Raw genomic sequence first — 24,222 nt, forward strand, 5'->3', positions numbered from 1 at the left:
CTCTTATTGACCCATCAAACCTTATAAGCATTAAGTTAACCGCCTCCTAAATTATAGAATTATCACCTTAAGGCATTTATTTTTATTAATGCCTTAAAGAAAGCCACTTTATTCACTTCCTATCAAAATAAAAAGCCCAGTGTCCGTTACTTTTTTAAAAGCTGTGGTATTAATGATTTTGTACCAGCGTTTATTTTATCTATATGAGTAATTTATTTATGAATAAAACACAGATTAGCCAACAAAGTGATACCGAATTCACATCATTGCCTCGCAAAATTTTAATCACAGATTGTGAAGATGCCCAAGGGTTAATCGCTAAAATCACTGGTGTGTGTTTTGCTCATCAGCTTAATATTATCAAGAACACCGAATTTGTCGATCATCAGCAAGGCCGCTTCTTTATGCGCACAGTGCTTGAAGGTGAAATTAACGATGAAATATTACTCGCTGACTTACGTAAAGTTTTGCCTGAACAAAACCATATGAAATTAACTGATGCTGGTAAAAAACGCATTGTAGTATTAGTGACTAAAGAAGCGCACTGCCTAGGTGATATTTTGATGAAATCCTATTATGGCGGTTTAGATGTAGAGATTGCAGCGGTAATCGGTAATTACGATACGCTAGCTGGCTTAACGGAAAAGTTTGATACTCCGTTTCATTATGTCAGTCATCAAGGGTTAGATAGACAAGCACATGAGCAGGCGATACTTGAAAAAATAAACTTATACTCGCCAGACTATATTGTTCTTGCGAAGTTTATGCGTATTTTAACTCCTGATTTTGTCGCTGAGTTTCCTAATAAAATTATTAATATTCATCACTCATTTTTGCCTGCCTTTATCGGCGCTTCTCCTTATCGCCAAGCATGGGAGAGGGGAGTTAAGATCATCGGCGCGACGGCGCATTTTGTGAATAACTGCTTAGATGAAGGGCCGATCATTAAACAAGATGTGATTAATGTCGATCATAGTTTTAGCGCTGAAGAAATGGCCCATAACGGCCGGGATGTGGAAAAAAGCGTATTGAGTAAGGCGTTGCAGTTAGTGCTTGAAGAGCAAGTGGTGGTTTACGGCAATAAAACAGTCGTATTCTGAAGCTAAGACGATTCTATCGATATTGACAATAATACCGTCAATACCGACAAAACATTAATAAAAAAGGCTCAGTACGAATACTGGGCCTTTTCATTTTTAGAATAAGTAAGTTAACACCTACACATTCTTAATAAAGTGATTTAATCAACGATACGTAAAACTTCGTTAATACCCACTTTACCACGAGTTTTAGCATCTACTTTCTTAACGATGATTGCAGCGTATAGGCTGTAAGTTCCACATTTAGAAGGTAAGTTACCGGATACAACCACTGAACCTGCAGGTACACGGCCGTAATGAACTTCGCCAGTTTCACGGTCAAAAATACGTGTGCTTTGGCCAATGTATACGCCCATTGAGATTACGCTGCCTTCTTCAACAACAACGCCTTCTACAATTTCACTACGTGCGCCAATGAAACAGTTATCTTCAATGATGGTTGGGCCAGCTTGTAATGGCTCAAGTACGCCACCAATGCCAACACCACCAGATAAATGAACGTTTTTACCGATTTGAGCACAAGACCCAACTGTTGCCCAAGTATCAACCATAGTGCCTTCATCAACGAATGCGCCAAGGTTAACGTACGAAGGCATTAATACGGTGTTCTTACCGATAAATGAACCTTTACGAACGGTTGCTGGTGGAACCACACGAATGGCTTCTTCTTTAAAGCGCTCAGCAGTGTAGTCTGAGAATTTTTGTGGCACTTTATCAAAGTACTTAGTGTCACCACCATCAACAACTTCGTTGTCGAAAATACGAAAAGAAAGTAAAACTGCTTTCTTTAACCACTGATGTACATGCCATTCGCCATCAATCTTCTCTGCTACGCGAGCTTGACCTTTATCAAGCATGCTAATAACAGTTTCGATATCTGCACGAACACTTGGCTCTACCGTGCTAGGTGTGATGTCCTGACGAGCCTCAAATGCAGCTTCTATGCGTTGGCGTAATGCCTCCATTACTTTCTCCCAAATTGTATTTATTGATGTAAAGGTTGAGTCAGCGCTTCAGAAAGCGCTTCAGATAATTGTGTTTGTTGTGCTTCGCTGAGTGCTTGGCCGAGAGCAGTTTGTAAAATAAAGAAATCTTCAGCTCGCTCTCCAATGGTGGTAATTTTGGCTGATAATAATGTGATATCGCAGCGGTAAAGTACGTCACCTACTTTTGCTAACAACCCTGGGCTGTCTAATGCAATAAGCTCCATCATACTTGTATCATGCTTCGCACCCGGTAAGAAACTCACATGAGTGCGAACGTTAAAAGGTTTCATGATTCGTGACATCTTTCTAAACTTTGAAGGTTTAGGTTTTTGTGCTGCCAATTGCTTTTCTAGTGATTTTTTTATCGACTGAATGCGAGAAAGTTGGCTGATTGGTTCGCCGTCTTGCTCTAAAATAACGAATGTATCTAATGCGTAGTCGTCATTTGATGTCATGATGTTAGCATCATGAACGTTAATGTTTTTGCTATCCAACACTGTCATAACAGTCGCGAACAATTTGGGTTTATCTTTGGCGTAAACAAATAACTCACTGCCTCCACGGGTAGTGTGCTTGGAAATAAGTACTAATGGTTTTTGTTTATCGTGTTTGAGTAGCGCCTCAGTGTGCCAAGAAACTTGGTTAGGTTGATGACGTAAGAAGTAGTCATCTTTAAATCTACTCCAAAGCTCATTTATCGCTTTTTGTTTCACTCCACGTCTTAATAGCTCTTTTTGGGCTTTCTGTTGAGTTTCAAGTACTCTGTCAGCGACATCGATTGGCTTTTCTTTGCCACGAGATAACACGCGCTGGGTGGAGAAATATAAATCCCTTAACAGTGAGCCTTTCCAGTTATTCCATGCTTTGTGGTTCGTTGCACAAATATCGGCAACAGTCAGGCAGTATAAATAGCTTAAATGCACCGCATCTTGTACTCGGTCTGCAAAAGTTGCCACAACTTCTGGGTCAGATATGTCGCGGCGCTGAGCGGTAACAGACATAACCAGGTGGTTTTCAACTAACCACGCCACAAGTCGTCCATCATGATCGCTTAATCCATGGAGTTTACAAAAATCCAAAGCATCGGTGGCACCTAACTTGCTGTGATCGCCGCCTCTACCTTTAGCAATATCATGGAAAATAGCCCCGAGAACTAACAAGCCTTTTTTCGGCAACTGATTAATTATAATCGCACCCAGTGGAAATTCATCTTTTTGATCGGGCTGAGCAAAGCGCTCGATATTAAGCAATAAACGGTGGGTATGTTCATCAACTGTGTACGCATGAAATAGATCAAACTGCATCTGACCTTCGATATTACGCCATGCCGGTAAGTATGAAGATAAAATGCCATGCTTATGCATTAATGATAAAGCAGCTATGCCACGAGGATGTTTTAAAATTGCCATAAAATACTTTCGGCATTCAGGGCTATCTTGCAGTGGCGCTTTTAAACGTCTTCTAGCTTGTCTCAGTAAACGTAAAGTAGGGGCATAAATACGCCTAACATTTGAGTTTTTAGCGACCAAGAAAAATAAATTAAGAATTTGTTCAGGGTGTTGCTCAAAAAGTTGATCATCTAAGACTTCAATGTAACGACCACGGCGTTGGTAATTATCATTGATAGGGTAAATGGTTAACGATGAAGACAAGCTTAATGTGGCACGCTTAAATAGCTGCAACAGCATTTCATTAAGCTCCATCACACGTCGCACTGTGCGGTAGTAGCGCTTCATCATTTGTTCTACTGCAAGTTGAGTATCATCCTGGTAGCCCATCATGCTAGCCACTTGTCTTTGTAAATCAAATAACAAGCGGTTTTCGTTGCGGCCTGAAATCATGTGCAAACTGAATCGTAATTGCCACAAGAAGTCCTGACACTCTAATAGCTCTTTTAACTCAACAGGCTCAAGAAAGTCATGGTCGACGAGTTCAGACAACGAGGCAGCATCAAAATGGCGCATTGCCACCCAAGCGACAGTTTGGATATCACGAAGTCCGCCAGGACAAGACTTGAGATTCGGCTCTAAGTCAAAAGCGTTTGCTTTAAGGTGGCGTTGGTGTTGTTCTTCTATTTTTCCGAGGAAAAAAGTATCTGACGGCCAAAAACCTTCTTGTCTAATCGCATTGTAAAGTTCATCGAATAAGGATTCATGTCCAATGAGCAGCCTTGCTTCAAGCAGGTTGGTGGCTGTGGTGATATCTTGCTCACCTTGAACTAATGTTTCTTCAATAGTACGGACACTATGACCCAACTCTAGACCTGAATCCCATAAGTATGTGATAAATTGGCTAATGGCATCTTTAGCTTGCTGACTTGCAATATCAGATTGGGATAAAAGTAGCAGGTCAATATCTGAGTGAGGGTGAAGTTCGCCGCGACCATAACCGCCCACGGCAATAAGGCTAATGTGATGATTGTTTAAATCAAATTTAAGCCAGCTTTCTTTTAAAAGGTCATCAACAAATTGACAGCGCTGCTGAACAAGTTCCGTTATTGGTTTATTCGCAGTGAACTGCTCCAATAAACGCTGGTTAAACTCTATAAGCGTGTTTTTAGCTACCAGCGCAGTGTTCATTGATGTCCTTATTTACGAAGTTTTATTTTACGTAATTATTTATATTGATCTAGGAAAGTCTTCTTCGTCACGTAATGTCAGTACTTCAACACCCGTTTCAGTGACTAATAATGTGTGTTCCCACTGAGCTGATTTTTTACCATCTGAAGTGGTGACTGTCCAGTTATCTTCTTTATCTAAAACAGTTGTATAACGTCCTGCATTAATCATTGGCTCAATGGTGAAACACATGCCAGCTTTTAATACTGTGTTGTCATTATTTTTGTAATGCACCACTTGTGGCTCTTCGTGGAAGCCTTCGCCAATACCGTGACCACAGTAATCTTTCACGATGGAATATTTATCTAAACCAGATTTGCTGGCTTTAATGAACTTTTCAATTGCAGTGCCGATTTCACCTAATTTAACACCTGGACGTACTTTTTTAATCGCAAGATAAAGGCTTTCTTGGGCAATTCTAGCCAGTCTTCTGTCTTTAGGACTGACATCGCCAATTAAAAACATCTTAGATGTGTCACCGTGGAAACCATCTTTAATTACTGTGATGTCGATATTTAAAATATCGCCGTCTTTCAATTTGTAACCACACGGAATGCCGTGACAAACCACTTCATTTACCGAAGTACAAATTGATTTTGGGAAGCCATGGTAATTTAGCGGCGCTGAAATCGCGTCATGTTCTTCGGTAAATTTTGCACAAATGTCATTTAGCTCATCTGTGGTTACGCCGACCTTGACATGAGGTGCGATCATTTCTAGTACTACAGCAGCTAATTTGCCCGCTGCACGCATTTTTTCGATTTGTTCTGCTGTCTTGATGACTATGCTCATGAATATTCTCTTACCCTTGTATCAGTCAAAAAAGGCGCAAATAAATTTGACAAAATTTGTGCTTTTTACCTAGTTATGGTATAAAGCGCGCCGTTGTGTTTAAGTCTTAATGAAGCTGTAATTTGAATAAAGTATAAATACTTTCTTCACTTACTGTTCCACTAAGCGTAAAATATGGCGGCCATTATACATGTTATAGATGGCAATTTAACTAAATACTAAATCACACACGTATCGACACATTCTTCGGGGTGCTCTTAGTGCGCTATTTTAGCAAGCAAGAGTCGAAGGTATGGGATCCGTGGAGGTCTAACCCCCCAAATTAAGGTATATACAATGACTACTGTTTCAATGCGCGACATGCTTCAAGCTGGTGTTCACTTCGGTCACCAAACTCGTTACTGGAATCCTAAGATGAAGCCTTTCATCTTCGGTGCTCGTAATGGTGTTCACATTATCAACCTTGAGCACACTGTGCCAATGTTCAACGAAGCATTAGCGTTCATCAGCAACGTTGCTTCTAAAAAAGGTAAAATCCTTTTTGTTGGTACTAAGCGCGCTGCTGGCGAAGCTATCAAAGAATCTGCAATTTCTTGTGACCAGTACTACGTTGATCACCGCTGGTTAGGCGGCATGTTAACTAACTGGAAAACTGTTCGTCAGTCAATCAAACGTCTTAAAGAGCTTGAAAGCCAGTCAGTTGACGGTACTTTCGACAAGCTTACTAAGAAAGAAGCATTAATGCGTACTCGCGAACTAGAGAAGTTAGAAAAATCTTTAGGCGGTATCAAAAACATGGGCGGTTTACCTGACGTATTATTCGTTATCGGTGCTGACCATGAGCATATTGCTATTAAAGAAGCTAACAACTTAGGTATCCCAGTTGTTGCTGTTGTTGATACTAACTCTGCTCCAGACGGCGTTAACTACATCGTTCCTGGTAACGATGATGCTATGCGTTCTATCCGTTTGTACACTTCTTCTGTTGCTGCAGCTGCTAACTCAGGCCGCGGTCAAGATTTAGCTGTTCAAGCTGAGCAAGACGGTTTCGTAGAAACTGTTTAATAAGGTGTGATGGTTTCCATCTCCCTTATTGACCAATAAGAAATTGGTGAGCAGGGGCCTTATGGCCCCTGTTTTTAAATGCAAAATTAGACGAATTTAAATAGAGGATTTAACAATGGCAATTACTGCTGCCCAAGTTAAAGAACTTCGTGACCGCACTGGCGCTGGCATGATGGACTGTAAAAAAGCATTGACTGAAACTAACGGTGATATCGAGCTTGCTATCGATAACATGCGTAAAAGTGGTGCTGCTAAAGCTGCTAAAAAAGCAGGTAACATTGCTGCTGAAGGTACTATCCTTATTCAAAGCGGTGAAGGTTTCACAGCATTGTTAGAAGTTAACTGTCAAACTGACTTCGTTGCTAAAGATAGTAACTTCCTAGCATTTGCTAACGAAGTACTAAAAGTAGCTGCAGCTTCTAAAGTGACGATTGAAGATTTAAAAGCACAATTCGAAGAAACTCGTGTTGCGCTAGTTGCTAAAATCGGTGAAAACATCAACGTTCGTCGCGTTGAATACATCGATGGTGCTGACCAAGCTTCTTACCGTCACGGCGACCGTATCGGTGTTGTTGTAACTGGTGAAGCTGACGCTGAAACTCTGAAGCACATTGCTATGCATGTTGCTGCTTCTAAGCCTGAATTCGTTAACCCAACTGACGTTCCTGCTGATGTTGTTGCTCGTGAGCAAGCGCTTCAAGTAGAAATCGCGATGAACGAAGGTAAGCCTCAAGAAATCGCTGAGAAAATGGTTATCGGTCGTATGAAGAAGTTTACTGGTGAGATCTCTCTTACTGGCCAAGCTTACATCATGGAACCAAAGAAAACTGTTGGCGATATCCTTAAAGAGAAAGGCGCTACAGTAACTAACTTCATTCGTTTAGAAGTTGGTGAAGGTATCGAGAAGAAAGAAGAAGATTTTGCTGCAGAAGTTGCTGCACAAATTGCTGCTACTAAAAAAGCGTAATTAAACATCTCTTCATACCCTAAAGCCGCAGCAACCGCTGCGGTTTTGTTATAACTAGGAAAAAATTATGAGCACCAATCCAAAACCTGCATATAGACGCGTTCTTTTAAAGTTAAGTGGCGAAGCGTTAATGGGCGAAGAAGGCTTCGGTATTGACCCTAAAGTTCTTGACCGTATGGCGCAAGAAGTAAAAGAGTTAGTGGAACTTGGCATTCAAGTTGGGGTTGTAATTGGTGGTGGTAATCTATTCCGTGGTGAAGGCTTAGCTGAAGCTGGTATGAATCGTGTTGTTGGTGACCATATGGGTATGCTTGCAACTGTGATGAATGGCCTAGCGATGCGTGATGCACTGCACCGCGCCTATGTAAATGCTCGTTTAATGTCTGCAATTCCATTGAAAGGTGTGTGTGACGATTACAACTGGGCTGAGGCAATTAGTTTATTAAAATCTGGTCGAGTAGTTATTTTTGCTGCTGGTACTGGTAACCCATTTTGTACAACTGATTCTGCTGCGTGTTTACGTGGTATTGAAATCGAAGCTGAAGTGGTTTTAAAAGGAACTAAGGTTGACGGTGTTTTCTCAGCCGATCCTATGAAAGACCCTGAAGCGGTAAAATACGACTCATTAACTTATGATGAAGTATTAGAAAATGAATTTAAGGTGATGGATTTAGCGGCATTCACGCTAGCCCGTGACCATGACATGCCTATCTTAGTGTTCAACATGAATAAACCTGGTGCTTTACGTCGTGTTATCATGGGTGAAGAAGAAGGCACACATATCAAAAATTAATTAACCCTTTTATTGGTTAGTTTGTTTTTTAGCTGAAAATTTTCATTTGAACGAGTATCGACATAGAAAATTCTATGTGCCATTCTCAGATAATCGTTCAAGTAATAAGTCTTTGTGACCAAAAGGATATTTATCGTGATTGATACAATTAAAGAAGATGCTCAAGAGCGCATGACTAAGTGTGTTGAAGCTACTAAAAACCAAATGGCAAAAGTACGTACTGGTCGTGCTCACCCAAGCTTACTTGATTCTATTCAAGTGTCATATTACGGCGCTATGACGCCACTTAAGCAAGTTGCTAACATTGGTATCGAAGATTCACGTACCTTAAACGTAACAGTATTTGATGCTACTATGGTTCAAGCTGTTGAAAAAGCAATCATGAGTTCAGATTTAGGTCTTAACCCAATGACTGCTGGTAGTTCAATGCGTATTCCATTACCTGCGTTAACTGAAGAACGTCGTAAAGATTTCATTAAAGTTGTACGCGCTGAAGCTGAAAATGGCCGTGTTGCGGTCCGTAACGTTCGCCGTGACGCGATCAGCGAAGTTAAAAAACTTGAAAAAGCAAAAGAGTGTACTGAAGATGATGTTCGTCGTAGTGAAGATGAAGTTCAGAAGTTCACCGACGCTAGTATCAAGAATATTGATGGAATTTTAGCTGCTAAAGAAAAAGAATTGATGGAAGTCTAATTCTCGTCCTAGCAAAGCTAGAGTTAAAGCGCCGTGTAAGGTTATACTACACGGCGTTTGTCTATTTGAAAGGGTTGTAATAGATGTCATCCACTGTTGGATATGAGCCAGAAACACAATCGAATGCTGATATAGAAACTTCGGAAATTTTGCCAGGCCAACTTTCTGATGTTGTTAAGCAGTCGCTACCTAAGCATGTCGCTATTATTATGGATGGTAATGGTCGCTGGGCTCAGCAACAAGGAAAGCCAAGAGTGTTTGGTCATAAGGCGGGTGTGAAAGCAGTACGTCGTGCTGTGAGTGTCGCTAGTCAATTAGGTATTGAGTCATTAACTTTATTTGCTTTTTCAAGTGAAAACTGGCGTAGACCTGATAAAGAAGTCAGCTTATTGATGGAATTATTTTTCTCAGTTTTACAAAGAGAAATAAAGCTATTGCACAATAATCAAGTTCGATTAAATATCATTGGTGATATCAGTCGTTTTTCTGCTCGTTTACAAAAACAGATCCAAAAAGCACAACAACAAACTGCAGATAATACTGGGCTGGTTCTAAATGTTGCAGCAAACTATGGTGGCCGTTGGGATATTTTACAAGCTGCGCAAAAGTTAGCTGATAAAGTCGCTCAAGGTGAACTAGAGTCTAGCGAATTAACTGAAGAAGCGTTAAATCAACAGCTTTGTATGAACGAGCAAAATGAAGTTGATTTAATGATACGTACAGGCGGTGATTACCGCATTAGTAATTTTATTTTATGGCAGGCTGCATACGCTGAATTGGTCTTTACTGAGACTTTGTGGCCAGATTTTAATGAGCAAGCATTTAAAGGTGCACTTGCTGTTTTTGCCAGTAGGCAACGTAGATTTGGTTTGACGGGTAGTCAGATTGAAGAAATACGTGCTATTTAAAAATATTTAAGAGGCTTTTGCTTTGTTAAAACAACGAATTATAACAGTTTTATGGTTACTTCCATTAGTGATAGGTGCCATATTCTTCTTACCTGCTGAGTATTTTGCTTGGGCACTTATTCCTGTCTTTATGATTGGTGCTAAAGAGTGGGGAAGTTTCATTGACCCACAATGTACAGCAACGCAATGGACCTTTACTGCAACCGTGACATTAATTCTGTTGTCATTGAATATCTTTGTGCCAGTCGAGGCTTTATGGCTTAAAGGCCAAGTCCATCCAATCTTTTTAGCCATCATTACCATTGGTTTATTTTGGTGGATCATTAGTACTTTACTGATTTTTACTTTTCCAAAGAGTGGCGAGACCTGGAAAAACAGTCCGATGTTAAAGTCGATGTTTGGTCAGTTAACGCTCATTCCATGTTTTGTATCGCTTATTACACTTAAATCTATTAGTAGCAATGTTGAACCATACTTTGGCGGTTCATTAGTCTTCCTCGTTATGCTAGTCGTTTGGGCTGCAGATACAGGTGCATACTTTGCAGGTCGTTCATTAGGTAAACATAAACTGATGCCTAATGTGAGCCCAAATAAAACCTTAGAAGGGTTAGGCGGTGGCTTAGTTGCAACCATGGCTGTTGTTATTGGTGTTATGTATTACTCACCAGAACAAGAATTAGGTTTAGTGATAGCTGTGACGCTGATTACGGCTATAGCATCGGCTTTTGGAGATTTATCTGAAAGCATGTTTAAACGTGCAGCCAATATTAAAGATTCAGGTAAAATTTTACCTGGACACGGTGGAGTGCTAGATAGAATGGACAGTCTTACTGCTGCACTACCAGTGTTTACCTTTATTTACCTTGCATTCTGGATTTAATTTACCATGCAAAATATGGTTATTCTCGGAGCGACAGGCTCTATTGGTAGTAGCACATTAAGTGTTATTGGTCATAATCCAGAGCAATATAATGTTTATGGACTCGTTGCCAATTCAAGCGTAGATAAAATGCTTGCTCTTTGTATTGAGCATAAACCTCGTTATGCTCACATGGTTGATGCAAACGCCGCTAAAGCCCTTAAAGCTAAATTGCCAGTAAATCTATCAACAGAAGTGATAACGGGTGAAGATGAGCTTATTGATTTAGTATCAGCATCAGCAGTCGATACCGTAATGGCAGCCATTGTTGGCGCTGCAGGTTTAAGATCGACTTTTGCAGCCGTTAAGTCAGGCAAGAGAGTCCTATTAGCCAATAAAGAAGCACTGGTAATGTCTGGTGAGCTGTTTATGAATGCCACCCGTGACAGCGGCGCAACCTTGCTGCCTGTCGACAGTGAGCATAATGCCATTTTTCAATGCCTACCGACTGAAGTTCAATCAAATCTTGGTGAATGTGATTTAACTGCATCAGGTATATCGCATATTTTACTGACAGGTTCTGGTGGCCCGTTTTTAACTGCAGATCTTGCTACGTTAGATGCGATGACACCTGCTCAAGCCTGTAATCATCCTAATTGGTCTATGGGACCTAAAATATCCGTTGACTCAGCGACGATGATGAATAAAGGCCTTGAGTTTATTGAAGCTCGCTGGTTATTTAATACCAACGCAGAGCAACTTAAAGTTGTTATCCACCCTCAAAGTGTTATTCATTCCATGGTGCAATATTTAGACGGTTCTGTTATTGCGCAAATGGGGAACCCTGATATGCGCACACCAATTGCACATTGTATGTCTTTTCCTGAAAGAATTTACGCTGGAGTTGAACCTTTGGATTTTTTCAAAGTCCGAGAATTAAGCTTCTGTGAACCTGACTATAATCGTTTCCCTTGTTTAGCACTTGCAATGCAAGCGTGTGAAAAAGGACAGGAAGCGACAACGGTACTGAATGCCGCTAACGAAATAGCTGTTGATGCATTTTTAAATCAACACATAAAATTTACCGATATTGCACGAGTGAATGAGACCTGTTTAGACAAGGTACCTCAATCTTCATTAAGTACCATTGAAGATATTATGAATTTAGATGCTCAAGCTCGAGATATCGCAAAAGAAGCAATCAAAGCAATTAACTAGTTCGTAGGAGAACGATGTTCGATTTTTTATGGAACCTGGGGTCATTTATTGTCGCACTGGGTATTTTGATTACTGCACATGAATACGGACATTTTTGGGTCGCACGTCGTTGCGGTATCAAAGTAGAACGTTTTTCTATTGGTTTTGGTAAAGCTATTTGGCGTAAAGTTGGCAAAGATGGCACTGAATATGTCGTCGCGATGATCCCGCTGGGGGGCTATGTCAAAATGCTCGACGAACGCGTAGAAGACGTTCCTGAAGAACTAAAAGATCAAGCATTTAATCGTAAAACTGTTTGGCAGCGTATCGCTGTGGTTTCAGCAGGCCCAATTGCAAACTTTATTTTTGCTATCGTTGCCTTGTATTTAATGTATTTGATAGGCGTACCATCGCTTAAACCGGTTATCGATACCACAAAAGAAAATACACCCGCAGCCCAAATTGAACTTCAACAACCAATGCAAATCGTGTCAGTCTCTGGCCAAAAAGTCAGAAACTGGGAAGAAGTTAATCTTGCATTAGTGAGTCATATTGGTGGCCGAGAGCTTGATATCAGCCTTAAACCCTTATCTGCTTCAGCGACAGACCAGACTCCTTTACAAACTTACACCCTCGATATTCGCAATTGGCAATTCGATCCTGATAAAGAGTCGCCAATAACGGCCATGGGGCTAGGAATATACCGCCCAGGAATTGAACCCGTTATTGGACTTATATCAAAAGGCAGTGCTGCTGAGATAGCAGGTTTAGAGTTAGGTGATGAAATTATCAAGGTCAATCGTCAGCCTTATCAAGATTGGAATGGTTTTGTAGATGTGATACAAACGTCTGCAGAAAAGGATGTAGAGCTAACTGTTCTTCGAAATAACCAACAAAAGACATTGGTGGTGACTCCTCAAGCACAAAAAAATGCCAATGGAGAAACAATCGGTGTGGTAGGTGTTAGCCCAACTCAAATTGATTGGCCTGAAAGTATGCGCTTCCAGCTTGAGTATGGCATAGTAGATTCCTTTGCTGCAGCAGCAGATAAAACATGGCAACTTGTGGTTGTCAGCTTTAAGATGATTGGAAAATTATTTACCGGCGATGTGTCGGTGAAAAATCTGAGCGGTCCGATTTCTATAGCTCAAGGTGCTGGTACCAGTGCTGACTATGGATTGGTGTATTTTCTTGGGTTTATCGCACTCATCAGTGTGAACTTAGGCATCATTAATTTAATGCCTTTGCCAGTACTCGATGGGGGACACTTGCTGTATTACTTTATCGAAGTGATTACGGGTAAGCCTGTGCCAGAGAAGGTACAGGACATAGGATTCAGGTTTGGTGCAGCTATGCTGTTATTGTTGATGAGTATTGCACTCTTTAACGATTTCTCCAGACTCTGAGCAGGGAACACAAATAATTAGAAGTGCTCTATGAGATTGAATAAACTTTTTGCCTCGATGATTTTAGTCGGCGCGTCATTTTCAGGCAATGGTGTGGCTGAACCTTTCCAACCATTTGAAGTGACCGACATCCAGATTGATGGTTTACAACGAGTTGCACTTGGTGCTGCCTTGTTAAGTCTCCCCGTAAAAGTGGGTGATACTGTTGACCAAGTTAAATTACAACAAGCGATAAAAAGCTTATATGCCTCAACTAACTTTGAAACAATCAGTGTCGCCCGTGAAGATGGTGTGCTGATTGTTAAAGTTAAAGAGCGTGCGACTATCAGTGCTGTTACCTTTGAAGGTAACAAAGATATTAAAGACGAGCAGCTTCAAGAAAGTTTGGATGGCTCTGGCATTAAAATCGGTGAATCACTCGATAGAACCATGCTATCTGGGATTGAGAAAGGTCTGCAAGACTTCTATTACGGCGTAGGTAAGTACGGCGCGAAGGTAGAAGCTGAAGTGATCAACTTACCTCGTAACCGTGTTGAGCTTAAGTTCAACTTCACTGAAGGTTTAGCTGCTGAAATTCGCCAAATTAACGTTGTTGGCAATACGGTATTTTCTGATGAAGAGTTAATTGGTTTATTAGAACTTAAAGACTATGTCGCTTGGTGGGATCTTTTTGGTGAGCGTCGCTATCAGAAACAAAAGCTACAAGCTGATTTAGAAACGGTTAAAACTTACTACCACAATCAGGGTTATATACGATTTGAAGTTACTTCGACTCAAGTTGCGATGACGCCTGACAGAAAAGGTCTATATATCACCATCAATGTTGATGAAGGTGAAAAATATAAAGTCTCTGAAGTTAACTTAACTGGCGAGCTAATGGGCCGTGACAAGTTGATGAAAGCGATTTTGCCGATTAAAGAAGGCGATATGTACAACGGCGGTGATGTAACCTTCACCGAAGAAATGTACAGCAAGTATCTAGGTCGCTTTGGTTATGCTTATCCTGAAGTGAAAACTTTCCCAGAAATTAATGACGAAACTAAAGAAGTTGCGTTAAATATCAATATTAATCCGGGAAAACGTGTTTACGTGCGTTCTATTAACTTCAGTGGTAACACAGTTACTAAAGATGAAGTGATGCGTCGTGAATTACGTCAGATGGAAGGGGCTTGGTTAAACTCAGCGCAAGTTGAACAATCTAAATCACGTTTGAATCGCTTAGGCTATTTCGAAACCGTTGATACAGAGACCGTTCAAGTACCGGGAAGTGATGATCTTGTTGATGTTGCATTTAATGTAAAAGAGCAACCTTCAGGTTCATTTAATGCTGGTGTGGGTTACGGTACTGAATCAGGGTTGAGTCTTCAGTTTGGCGTTCAGCAAAGCAACTTCTTAGGTACAGGTAACCAAGCTGGTGTGAGTTTAAATACCAACAAATATTCTAAGAACGTTAACTTCTCTTATACTGACCCATATTTTACTAAAGATGGCGTGAGTTTAGGTGGTAGCATTTACTGGAATGAATTTGATGCGAACGAGGCTAACCTTGAGCGCTATAAAAACAAATCTTACGGTATTGCCTTAAACTCCGGTTTCCCAATTAACGAATACAACCGTTTAAACGGTGGTATTGGTTATCGTCATAACTCAATTTCTGAGATATCGGCTTATGAGCAAGCCTTACGTTTTTATAATGTATATCGTGAATCAGATGATCCAAATGCCGACTTAAGTTTTGATAACTTTGAGCTAAATGGTGGTTGGTCTCGCAGTACATTAAACCGTGGTACCTTCCCAACAGATGGTTCATCACAACGTTTCAGTGCTAAAGCGACAATACCTGGTTCACACTTGCAGTACTTTAAGACCGATTTAGACACTAACTTCTATCTGCCTTTATCGCGTAATCATGGCTTCGTATTATTAACGCGTGCTCGATTAGGTTATGCGAATGGTTATGGTCAGTTTAATGATAACGACCAAATTCTTCCTTTCTGGGAGAACTACTATTCAGGTGGTAGCAGTTCATTGCGTGGTTTTAAATCTAACTCTGTTGGCCCACGTTCATTCTATTTATACCGTGGTAGCGAACCATGTGCACCAGACCCTTCTGGCGACACTTGCTCATTACCTGGTGAACCAAACCAAATTCAAGTGAGTTCAGGTCGCTCAATTGGTGGTAATGCCATCGCGACTGCGAGTATGGAAGTGATTGTTCCAACTCCATTCTTGGATGAGGCTTATTCTAATTCAGTACGTACTAGTTTCTTTGTTGATGCTGGTAACGTATGGGATACCGAGTTTGATTATGACTCGTACAGATATCTTCCAGCTGATGAGTTTGATAAGTTGGAAGATTATAGTGACCCAAGTCGAATTCGTGCCTCTTGGGGTATGAGTGTTCAGTGGTTATCACCGATGGGACCTATGGTGTTTAGCTTGGCTTGGCCGATTAAAGAATACGAAGATGATGAAACAGAGATCTTTTCGTTCAATATTGGCAAAACGTTCTAAAACAAATAAACTCGGCAAGTTTTGCTGATAATAATAAGGAGTCTATTTTGAAAAAGATGGTAAATCGCGCGTTAGTAACAATGGCATTTTTAAGTGCACCTATGATGGCACATGCTGAAAAAATTGCTGTGGTTGATATGGGCGAAGTATTTGAGCAGCTACCACAACGTGAACAAATCTCTCAATCTCTTAAAACTGAGTTTGGTGATCGAGTCGCTGAAGTACAAAAGATGCAAGAAGAAATGCAAGGTATGGTTGAGAAGCAGCAGCGCGATGGTGCGTTGATGAGCGATAGTCAAAAAACGGATCTTGTACGTAAAATGGAGTCACTTAAATCAGACTTCCAACTAAAAGGCAAAGCACTTGATGAAGATATGCGTCGTCGTCAAGGCGAAGAGCAAAATAAACTTTTAGTAAAAGTGCAAGAAGCGATCAACACTATCGCTGCAAAAGAGTCTTACGATATCGTTCTTCAACGTGGTGCTGTTATTTTCGTTAAGCCTGATGCAGACATCAGCAATCAAGTTGTTCAAGCGTTAAGTAAAGGCAACTAATGAAAACTGTGACTTTAAAAGAGCTTGGTCAGCTATTGGGAGCGTCTATTAAAGGTGACGAATCATTGGAAATTACCAGTGTGGCCACTTTAGAAGATGCTACCCAAGATCAACTTTCTTTTTTAGCCAATAGTAAGTACCGTGCACAGCTTGATAAAACTCAAGCTGGCGCGGTGTTATTGAGTGAAAAAGATGCTGAAGATTACCAAGGTAATGCTTTGGTTTTGAAAGATCCTTATGTCGGTTTTGCCCGAATTGCCCAACTTCTTGATACTACACCTAAAGTGACTTTAGGTATTCATCCTTCTGCTCAAATCGATCCTTCTGCGCAATTGGGTGAGGATGTCGCCATTGCTGCTAATGTCGTCGTGGGTGCCAATGTTATTATTGGAAATAATGTCCAAGTTGGTCCGGGGAGTGTGATTGGCGAGCAGTCCATTATTGGTTCTGGTAGTTGTTTAAAAGCCAATGTGACGTTTTATCATGATGTTGTCGTTGGACAGGATTGTATATTTCATTCTGGAAGTGTCATAGGCTCTGACGGCTTTGGTTATGCCAATGAAAAAGGCAACTGGATTAAAATACCGCAAACAGGTGGTGTTAGAATCGGTGATAGAGTCGAAGTTGGTGCGGGAACGACAATTGACCGAGGTGCGTTGTCACACACTGAAATTCATGACGGTGTGATAATTGATAATCAAGTTCAGATCGCACACAACTGCGTTGTTGGACTCAATAGTGCTATAGCGGGGACGTCTTTCCTTGCAGGCAGTGCCACTATTGGTAAGTATTGCATCATCGGTGGAGGCAGTGGTATTGCTGGCCATTTGAATGTAGTTGATGGCACTCATGTCTCTGGCAGTACTAATGTTACCAGTGAAATACGTAAACCGGGTCTGTATTCATCTGCTACAATTGCTATGGATAACAAGACGTGGCGACGTAATACCGTTCGTTTCCGTCATTTAGACGAATTATTTAATCGTGTTAAAACGATTGAAAAGAAAATCAAAGATTAGAAGTCATGGCTCAAAGTAGCCATTGCGAGGACTTAAGCGTGTCAAACCAATTAAATACAATGGATATTGAAGAAATCCTTCAGTATCTTCCTCATAGATATCCATTTTTGTTAGTTGACCGTGTATTAGATTATACCGTTGGTGAATCTTTACATGCGATTAAAAACGTGACGTTTAATGAACCATTTTTCCAAGGTCATTTCCCTGTAAAACCTGTAATGCCAGGCGTATTAATCATTGAAGCTATGGCACAAGCAACAGGTTTATTAGCATTTAAGACCATGAGCCCAGATCCTTCACCAGATGTTTTATACCTACTTGCTGGTGTCGATAAGGCGCGTTTTAAACGCGTTGTTTCTCCTGGTGACCAAGTTCATTTCCATGTCAAAATGATTAAAGAACGCCGAGGGATTGGTGTATTTGAAGGGCAAGCTTTCGTCGATGGCGAGTTAGCGTGTTCTGCCGAAATTATGTGTGCACGTAGAGAGATCAACAAGTGATTGATAAGTTAGCATTCGTACATCCAGACGCAAAAATTGGTAACAACGTCACTATTGGCCCTTGGAGTTATATCGGCGCTGATGTTGAAATTGGCGACGACACTTGGGTAAGCTCACATGTTGTTATCAAAGGACCAAGTATTATTGGTAAAGGCAACCGTTTTTTCCAGTTCTCATCGATTGGTGAAGAATGCCAGGATAAAAAGTATGCGGGTGAGCCAACCACATTGATCATGGGCGATAATAATATTGTCCGTGAAAACGTGACCATTCATCGTGGCACGATTCAAGATAATAGCGAAACCCACATTGGCTCTAATAATCTATTAATGGCCTACGTTCATATTGCCCATGATTGTGTCCTAGGCGATAACATCATCATGGCAAATAATGCATCTATTGCAGGTCATGTACATGTTGGTGACTGGGCTATTTTAGGTGGTATGACTGGTGTACATCAGTTTGTGCATATTGGTGCTCACGCCTTTACAGCTGGCTCGTCAACTATTTTCCAAGATGTGCCGCCGTTTGTCATGGCCGCTGGTAGTCCTGCTATCCCTCGCGGGTTAAATGTAGAAGGGCTTAAACGCCGTGGTTTTACTAAAGAGACGCAACATGCGATCCGTCGTACTTATAAATCTCTGTACCGTAAAAACTTAACTATCGAAGAAGCATTGGCTGAAATTACTGAAGATGCTGAATCTGATGAGTACGTTAAAGGTATGGTTGATTTTATTAATGGCTCTTCCCGTGGGATCATTCGATAGAATAAACAATGACAAATAATACCCCTCGTATATTTGCAATGGTCGCCGGAGAAATCTCAGGCGATATTTTAGGTGCAGGATTAATTAAGTCTCTGCAAAAGCACTATCCTGATGCCAGATTTATTGGCATTGGCGGTCCTCAGATGGAAGCGCTTGGCTTTGAAAGCTTTTTTTCTTATGAAGAGCTTGCGGTGATGGGAATTGTTGAAGTCCTTGGACGATTACCAAGATTACTGAAGGTTAGAGCTACGCTCATTGAAAAAATATGCCAAGCGAAACCTGACTGCTTTATTGGTATTGATGCTCCTGATTTTAATATTGGTCTTGAGTTAAAGCTTAAGAATAAAGGCATTAAAACAGTTCATTATGTCAGTCCATCAGTTTGGGCTTGGCGTCCAAAGCGTATCTTTAAAATAGCGAAAGCCACTAACATGGTATTGTCGTTACTGCCTTTTGAAAAAGCCTTTTACGATAAATATCAAGTTCCTTGCACTTTTGTTGGTCACACTCTGGCTGATGATATCCCCATGGAAAGTGACAAATTTGCTGCGCGAAAATTACTTGGGCTAGATCCAACAGCAGAATACTTAGCAGTACTACCGGGTTCTCGAGGTAGTGAGCTTAAGCAACTCGCTGAGCCATTTATCAAAGCTATCGTCCTCGTTAAACAAAAGTATCCCGATATTAAATTTGTCACTCCGTTAGTGAATCAGACTCGAAGAGAGCAGTTTGTTGCAGCGCTTAAAGCATTTGCACCTGATCTTGAGATTGAACTGGTAGAAGGCCAATCTCGTGAAGTCATGGCGGCATCGGATGCAATATTACTCGCATCAGGAACCGCAGCTTTAGAGGCGATGTTAATTAAGCGCCCAACTGTCATGTCTTATCGAGTGAATGGACTGACTTACAGCATAGCTAAAAGGTTGATGAGTCTTGAGCATTACTCTTTACCTAATTTATTAGCAGATAGAGCGTTAATTCCTGAGATTGTGCAAGATGAGTGTAATGAACACAATATTGCTGCAGCCGTTATTGAGCAGCTGAATATCGATTTTGCGCCTTTGAAAGCAGAGTTTGAAAAATTACATCTAACACTGCGTTGTAATGCTAGTGATAGAGCGGCTGATGCAGTGATCAAAGTGATAAACGACCCTCAATCACAAGAGACTAACTAATGAGCCGAATTCCTGCAGTAATAAAAGGCATCACTCACGAACAGGTTGAATATATAAGCCGTGGTGTAGTCGCTGGGGTCGATGAAGTTGGCCGTGGCCCATTAGTGGGTGATGTTGTAACTGCTGCAGTTATTTTAGATCCAAATAATCCTATTACAGGCCTAAATGATTCTAAAAAGCTTACAGAGAAGCGCCGTGAAGCCTTGTATGTCGAAATTATGGATAAAGCATTAGCGATCAGTGTTGGCCGCGCAACGCCTATTGAAATTGATGAGATTAATATTTTGCATGCCACGATGCTAGCGATGCAACGTGCTGTCAGTGGTTTATCTATCTTGCCTGAGCGAGTATTAGTCGATGGAAACCGTTCCCCTGATTTCGGAATACAAAGTCATGCGATAGTAAAAGGTGATGGTTTAGTTGCTGCAATTAGTGCCGCCTCTATTATCGCCAAAGTTACCCGTGATAGAGAAATGGCAGAGCTTGATAGTCGATATCCTCAATACGGTTTTGCTAAACATAAAGGCTACCCGACAAAAGCTCATTTTGAAGCCCTAGAGGCCCATGGTGTTTTAGATGAACATCGTAAAAGTTTTAAACCGGTTTTTGAACGGTTAAATAAGCCTTGATAGACAATTAAATATCTGGCCTTCATAAAACGTTACTTTATTGATAACAGTTAGATAAGGTAGCGAATTTTAACGTTATGCGCCTAAATTCAATATTATCTATAACACTGTGAAATTCATTATTCGCTATTAAAAATTGGCTTATTTTGCTAATCTGGTCAGCGGTTTTTCCTTTTAATCAAGCATTCCAAAGATACCATAATCTATGTCCGATCCTCGTTTTGTCCATCTTCGTGTTCACAGTGATTTTTCCATGTCTGATGGCGTGGCAAAAGTAAAACCTATCCTAGCAAAAGCAGCTGAACTTGGGATGGGCGCATTAGCCATAACAGACCAAAATAACTTTTGCGGCTTAGTGAAGTACTACGGCGGTGCTCATGGCGCAGGAATAAAGCCCATTGTTGGTGCAGATTTTTGGATGAAAGTCCCTGGGTTTGAAAACGATTTTTGTGCCATCACCATCATTGCGTTGAATAATGATGGTTATCAGAGTTTGACTCAGTTAATTAGCGAAGCATATTTACGTGGACAAATTAACGGCAGAGTCGTGATTGACCAAGAATGGCTAGTGAAATTCAATAACGGTATTTTATTGATCTCAGGGGCAAAAGATGGGGATGTCGGTAAAGCGTTATTAAAAGACAATCAGACTCAAGTTGATGAATTGGTTGAGTTCTATAAGACTCATTTTGAAGACCGATATTTTCTTGAGCTAATTCGAACAGGTCGTCCTGATGAAGAACGCTATTTGCACTTGGCGGTTAAGCTTGCTTCAGAAAAAGACTTACCTGTTGTTGCCACTAACCAAGTGGTTTTTTTAAAAGCCGATGATTTCGAATCCCATGAAATCCGCGTTGCGATTCATGATGGATTCACCTTAGCTGATCCGCGTCGCCCTAAGAAATATAGTGATCAGCAATATCTTCGTTCAGAAGAAGAAATGTGTGAATTGTTTGCTGACATTCCATCTGCCTTATCTAACAGTGTTGAAATTGCCAAACGTTGTAATGTCACTATACGTTTAAACGAATACTTCCTGCCAAATTTTCCAACGGGTGATTTAACCATTGAAGACTTTCTGGTTGAAGTCTCAGAGAAGGGTTTAGAAGAGCGTTTAGAGTTTTTATTTCCAGACGAAAAAGAACGAGCAGAGAAAAGACCTGAATATGATGAACGCTTAGATATCGAACTCAAAGTGATTAACCAGATGGGGTTCCCTGGTTACTTCTTGATCGTTATGGAGTTTATCCAGTGGGGTAAAGATAATGATATTCCAGTGGGGCCAGGTCGTGGTTCTGGTGCGGGTTCACTTGTCGCTTATGCACTAAAAATTACCGACCTAGACCCGTTAGAATATGATTTATTATTCGAGCGTTTCTTGAACCCTGAACGTGTATCAATGCCTGATTTTGATGTCGATTTCTGTATGGATCGCCGTGATGAAGTTATTGACCATGTTGCTGAGTTATATGGCCGAGATGCGGTATCGCAAATTATTACTTTCGGTACCATGGCTGCAAAAGCGGTTGTGCGCGACGTTGGGCGTGCTTTAGGCCATCCTTATGGCTTTGTTGAGCGCCTAACTAAAATGATCCCAGCAGAGCCTGGGATGACATTAACAAAAGCATTTGAAGTAGAGCCATCACTTCCTGAAGCCTATAATGCTGATGAAGATGTTCGTGAGCTTATTGATATGTGTCGCCGTTTAGAAGGTGTCACACGTAACGCGGGTAAACATGCCGGTGGTGTGGTTATTTCACCTACCGTAATTACAGATTTCTCTCCTTTATACTGTGATGCTGAAGGCTTAAACCCAGTCACTCAGTTCGATAAGAATGATGTAGAAACTGCGGGCCTAGTTAAATTCGATTTCTTGGGGTTAAGAACCCTGACTATTATCGATTGGGCGCTGCAAATGATTAACCCTCGCTTAGCTAAGCAAGGGAAAGATCCGGTGCGTATCGAAGCCATTCCTTTAGACGACCCTAAATCATTCAGGTTACTACAACGCTACGAGACTACAGCGGTATTCCAATTGGAATCCCGTGGTATGAAAGATTTGATTAAACGTCTTCAGCCCGATTGTTTCGAGGACATGATTGCACTGGTGGCACTTTTCCGACCAGGCCCACTGCAATCGGGCATGGTAGATAACTTCATTGAACGTAAGCATGGTCGTGAAGAAGTCTCGTATCCAGATGCTGAATATCAGCATGAGTCGTTAAAAGAACTACTTGAGCCCACTTACGGCATTATTTTGTACCAAGAACAAGTGATGCAAATTGCGCAGGTACTTGCTGGCTATACCCTTGGTGGCGCGGATATGCTCCGCCGTGCAATGGGTAAGAAAAAACCAGAAGAAATGGCTAAGCAGCGCGGTACTTTCGAAGAAGGGGCGATTAAAAACGGTGTTGATGGCCCACTGTCGATGAAAATCTTCGATTTGGTGGAAAAATTCGCCGGTTATGGTTTCAACAAATCTCACTCAGCAGCATACGCATTAGTTTCTTATCAAACGCTATGGTTAAAAACCCATTACCCAGCTGAGTTTATGGCTGCTGTAATGTCTGCGGATATGGATAACACCGATAAAATTGTTATCTTAGTTGATGAATGTGAACGTATGGGCATACCGATTATTCCGCCTGATGTGAATAAGGGCTTGTTCAAGTTCACTGTTGATGATGACTTAAACATCGTATACGGAATTGGCGCGATTAAAGGTGTCGGTGATGGCCCTGTTGAATCGATTCTCAATGCGCGTAAAGATGGGCCGTTTACCGATTTATTCGACTTTTGTGCTCGAATCGATTTGAAAAAGCTTAATAAACGCGTTATTGAAAAACTCATTTGTGCTGGTGCGCTGGACAATTTAGGCCCGCATCGCGCCGCTATGATAGCGACACTTCCTGAGGCTATTTTAGCTGCAGCTCAGCATGCAAAAGCTGAGGCGACTGGTCAAAATGATATGTTTGGCCTACTTAATTCCGAGCCTGAAGATAACAAACAGAGCTTTGTTGAATGTGCGACTTGGCCTGATAAAGTCTGGCTTGAAGGTGAGCGAGATACCTTAGGGTTATACCTGACTGGTCATCCAATCAACCAGTATTTAAAAGAGTTAAAGCAATACACCTCAGGTCGCCTTAAAGATGTGCATCCTACTGATCGTGGTAAAACCATGAAGGCGGCAGGTTTAGTAATTGCGACGCGTGTGATGATCACTAAGCGTGGCTCTAAAATGGGCTTAGTGACCTTAGATGATAAAAGTGCTCGTTTAGAAGTGATGTTGTTTACTGAAGCGTTTGAGAAGTTCAATCACTTATTAGAAAAAGATCGTATTTTGATTTGTGAAGGTGAGGTCAGCTTTGATGACTTTGCTGGCGGCAATCGTATGACGGCACGTAATATTATTGAAATCGGTGAAGCCCGCAGTCACTTTGCCAATGCGGTTGAAATTAACGTCACTGCTGATGATATTGATCAAGCGTGGCTTGAGAAATTTGAACAAGCTTTAACACCTTGGAAAAATGGCAGCGTTCCAGTTGTGATTCATTACCAACAGCAAGAAGCGGCTGGGCAATTAAACCTTGGGGATGAATGGCGCGTTAATCCAACGGATGAGCTAATGCTCGCGATTGAAAGCCTTGTTGGTTCGAAAAACGTTAAGATAGTCTTTTAGT

20 protein-coding genes are annotated in these 24,222 nt (G+C 41.1%); 17 read left to right on the forward strand and 3 right to left on the reverse strand.

Features of this window, described 5'->3' with window-relative positions; all coding sequences use genetic code 11:
* Positions 1–218 precede the first annotated feature (218 nt).
* Positions 219–1,100 (forward strand): formyltetrahydrofolate deformylase, encoded by an 882-nt coding sequence (gene purU, locus L2735_RS09790; protein WP_248984526.1) that lies wholly within the window; start codon positions 219–221, stop codon positions 1,098–1,100.
* A 140-nt stretch (positions 1,101–1,240) separates the two neighbouring features.
* Here purU and dapD read toward each other — a convergent pair whose 3' ends face one another.
* Genes dapD through map form a run of 3 tightly spaced genes read right to left on the reverse strand, consistent with a single transcriptional unit; the run spans position 1,241 to position 5,496 of the window.
* Positions 1,241–2,065 carry a 2,3,4,5-tetrahydropyridine-2,6-dicarboxylate N-succinyltransferase gene (gene dapD, locus L2735_RS09795; protein WP_248984527.1) on the reverse strand — a complete coding sequence of 275 codons (825 nt, stop codon included), beginning with the start codon at positions 2,063–2,065 and terminating at the stop codon, positions 1,241–1,243.
* Positions 2,066–2,085: 20 nt separating this feature from the next.
* A complete protein-coding gene (glnD, locus tag L2735_RS09800; protein WP_248984528.1) occupies positions 2,086–4,665 on the reverse strand; it encodes a bifunctional uridylyltransferase/uridylyl-removing protein GlnD in 2,580 nt (859 codons plus the stop codon).
* Between the two features lie 39 nt (positions 4,666–4,704).
* On the reverse strand, positions 4,705–5,496 hold the full coding sequence (gene map, locus L2735_RS09805; RefSeq protein ID WP_248984529.1) for a type I methionyl aminopeptidase: 792 nt from the start codon (positions 5,494–5,496) through the stop codon (positions 4,705–4,707).
* 336 nt (positions 5,497–5,832) lie between these two features.
* On the opposite strand from map, the gene rpsB reads away from it, so the two are divergent.
* From rpsB to dnaE, 16 genes are all read left to right on the forward strand, one after another.
* Positions 5,833–6,561 carry a 30S ribosomal protein S2 gene (gene rpsB / locus L2735_RS09810; RefSeq protein ID WP_248984530.1) on the forward strand — a complete coding sequence of 243 codons (729 nt, stop codon included), beginning with the start codon at positions 5,833–5,835 and terminating at the stop codon, positions 6,559–6,561.
* 115 nt (positions 6,562–6,676) lie between these two features.
* On the forward strand, positions 6,677–7,528 hold the full coding sequence (gene tsf / locus L2735_RS09815; RefSeq protein ID WP_248984531.1) for a translation elongation factor Ts: 852 nt from the start codon (positions 6,677–6,679) through the stop codon (positions 7,526–7,528).
* A gap of 67 nt (positions 7,529–7,595) precedes the next feature.
* Positions 7,596–8,321 carry a UMP kinase gene (pyrH, locus tag L2735_RS09820; protein WP_248984532.1) on the forward strand — a complete coding sequence of 242 codons (726 nt, stop codon included), beginning with the start codon at positions 7,596–7,598 and terminating at the stop codon, positions 8,319–8,321.
* Positions 8,322–8,456: 135 nt separating this feature from the next.
* Positions 8,457–9,014, forward strand: a complete 558-nt coding sequence (gene frr, locus L2735_RS09825) for a ribosome recycling factor (protein ID WP_248984533.1) — start codon at positions 8,457–8,459, stop codon at positions 9,012–9,014.
* A gap of 83 nt (positions 9,015–9,097) precedes the next feature.
* Positions 9,098–9,922, forward strand: a complete 825-nt coding sequence (gene uppS, locus L2735_RS09830; protein ID WP_248984534.1) for a polyprenyl diphosphate synthase — start codon at positions 9,098–9,100, stop codon at positions 9,920–9,922.
* A 22-nt stretch (positions 9,923–9,944) separates the two neighbouring features.
* Positions 9,945–10,802: a phosphatidate cytidylyltransferase gene (locus L2735_RS09835; RefSeq protein WP_248984535.1), complete on the forward strand. Its 858-nt coding sequence runs from the start codon at positions 9,945–9,947 to the stop codon at positions 10,800–10,802.
* A gap of 6 nt (positions 10,803–10,808) precedes the next feature.
* Positions 10,809–11,999: a 1-deoxy-D-xylulose-5-phosphate reductoisomerase gene (gene ispC, locus L2735_RS09840; protein WP_248984536.1), complete on the forward strand. Its 1,191-nt coding sequence runs from the start codon at positions 10,809–10,811 to the stop codon at positions 11,997–11,999.
* A gap of 14 nt (positions 12,000–12,013) precedes the next feature.
* Positions 12,014–13,384, forward strand: coding sequence for a sigma E protease regulator RseP (gene rseP / locus L2735_RS09845; RefSeq protein ID WP_248984537.1), 1,371 nt, complete (start codon positions 12,014–12,016; stop codon positions 13,382–13,384).
* Positions 13,385–13,414: 30 nt separating this feature from the next.
* The gene (bamA, locus tag L2735_RS09850; RefSeq protein ID WP_248984538.1) at positions 13,415–15,898 is read left to right on the forward strand and encodes an outer membrane protein assembly factor BamA; all 2,484 of its coding nucleotides are present in this window, start codon (positions 13,415–13,417) and stop codon (positions 15,896–15,898) included.
* Positions 15,899–15,954: 56 nt separating this feature from the next.
* Positions 15,955–16,452 (forward strand): OmpH/Skp family outer membrane protein, encoded by a 498-nt coding sequence (locus L2735_RS09855; RefSeq protein WP_248984568.1) that lies wholly within the window; start codon positions 15,955–15,957, stop codon positions 16,450–16,452.
* The gene (gene lpxD / locus L2735_RS09860) at positions 16,452–17,471 is read left to right on the forward strand and encodes a UDP-3-O-(3-hydroxymyristoyl)glucosamine N-acyltransferase (protein ID WP_248984539.1); all 1,020 of its coding nucleotides are present in this window, start codon (positions 16,452–16,454) and stop codon (positions 17,469–17,471) included. Before L2735_RS09855 ends, lpxD begins: the two co-directional genes overlap by 1 nt.
* A gap of 38 nt (positions 17,472–17,509) precedes the next feature.
* Positions 17,510–17,971 (forward strand): 3-hydroxyacyl-ACP dehydratase FabZ, encoded by a 462-nt coding sequence (fabZ, locus tag L2735_RS09865; RefSeq protein ID WP_248984540.1) that lies wholly within the window; start codon positions 17,510–17,512, stop codon positions 17,969–17,971.
* Entirely contained in the window at positions 17,968–18,738 is a 771-nt protein-coding gene (gene lpxA, locus L2735_RS09870; protein WP_248984541.1) for an acyl-ACP--UDP-N-acetylglucosamine O-acyltransferase, read from the forward strand. Before fabZ ends, lpxA begins: the two co-directional genes overlap by 4 nt.
* 8 nt (positions 18,739–18,746) lie before the next feature.
* A complete protein-coding gene (lpxB, locus tag L2735_RS09875; RefSeq protein WP_248984542.1) occupies positions 18,747–19,913 on the forward strand; it encodes a lipid-A-disaccharide synthase in 1,167 nt (388 codons plus the stop codon).
* Positions 19,913–20,542: a ribonuclease HII gene (rnhB, locus tag L2735_RS09880; protein ID WP_248984543.1), complete on the forward strand. Its 630-nt coding sequence runs from the start codon at positions 19,913–19,915 to the stop codon at positions 20,540–20,542. Before lpxB ends, rnhB begins: the two co-directional genes overlap by 1 nt.
* 205 nt (positions 20,543–20,747) lie before the next feature.
* The gene (dnaE, locus tag L2735_RS09885; RefSeq protein WP_248984544.1) at positions 20,748–24,221 is read left to right on the forward strand and encodes a DNA polymerase III subunit alpha; all 3,474 of its coding nucleotides are present in this window, start codon (positions 20,748–20,750) and stop codon (positions 24,219–24,221) included.
* Position 24,222: the final 1 nt, after the last annotated feature.

The sequence above is a fragment of the Shewanella olleyana genome (genome assembly GCF_023283825.1).
Lineage (GTDB): Bacteria > Pseudomonadota > Gammaproteobacteria > Enterobacterales > Shewanellaceae > Shewanella > Shewanella olleyana.

Excerpts from the sequence above, each read along its gene's own strand:
- purU (WP_248984526.1), top strand. The coding sequence starts at position 219 with ATGAATAAAACACAGATTAGCCAACAAAGTGATACCGAATTCACATCA.
- dapD (WP_248984527.1), bottom strand. The coding sequence starts at position 2,065 with ATGGAGGCATTACGCCAACGCATAGAAGCTGCATTTGAGGCTCGTCAG.
- glnD (WP_248984528.1), bottom strand. The coding sequence starts at position 4,665 with ATGAACACTGCGCTGGTAGCTAAAAACACGCTTATAGAGTTTAACCAG.
- map (WP_248984529.1), bottom strand. The coding sequence starts at position 5,496 with ATGAGCATAGTCATCAAGACAGCAGAACAAATCGAAAAAATGCGTGCA.
- rpsB (WP_248984530.1), top strand. The coding sequence starts at position 5,833 with ATGACTACTGTTTCAATGCGCGACATGCTTCAAGCTGGTGTTCACTTC.
- tsf (WP_248984531.1), top strand. The coding sequence starts at position 6,677 with ATGGCAATTACTGCTGCCCAAGTTAAAGAACTTCGTGACCGCACTGGC.
- pyrH (WP_248984532.1), top strand. The coding sequence starts at position 7,596 with ATGAGCACCAATCCAAAACCTGCATATAGACGCGTTCTTTTAAAGTTA.
- uppS (WP_248984534.1), top strand. The coding sequence starts at position 9,098 with ATGTCATCCACTGTTGGATATGAGCCAGAAACACAATCGAATGCTGAT.
- ispC (WP_248984536.1), top strand. The coding sequence starts at position 10,809 with ATGCAAAATATGGTTATTCTCGGAGCGACAGGCTCTATTGGTAGTAGC.
- rseP (WP_248984537.1), top strand. The coding sequence starts at position 12,014 with ATGTTCGATTTTTTATGGAACCTGGGGTCATTTATTGTCGCACTGGGT.
- bamA (WP_248984538.1), top strand. The coding sequence starts at position 13,415 with ATGAGATTGAATAAACTTTTTGCCTCGATGATTTTAGTCGGCGCGTCA.
- L2735_RS09855 (WP_248984568.1), top strand. The coding sequence starts at position 15,955 with ATGGTAAATCGCGCGTTAGTAACAATGGCATTTTTAAGTGCACCTATG.
- lpxD (WP_248984539.1), top strand. The coding sequence starts at position 16,452 with ATGAAAACTGTGACTTTAAAAGAGCTTGGTCAGCTATTGGGAGCGTCT.
- lpxB (WP_248984542.1), top strand. The coding sequence starts at position 18,747 with ATGACAAATAATACCCCTCGTATATTTGCAATGGTCGCCGGAGAAATC.
- rnhB (WP_248984543.1), top strand. The coding sequence starts at position 19,913 with ATGAGCCGAATTCCTGCAGTAATAAAAGGCATCACTCACGAACAGGTT.
- dnaE (WP_248984544.1), top strand. The coding sequence starts at position 20,748 with ATGTCCGATCCTCGTTTTGTCCATCTTCGTGTTCACAGTGATTTTTCC.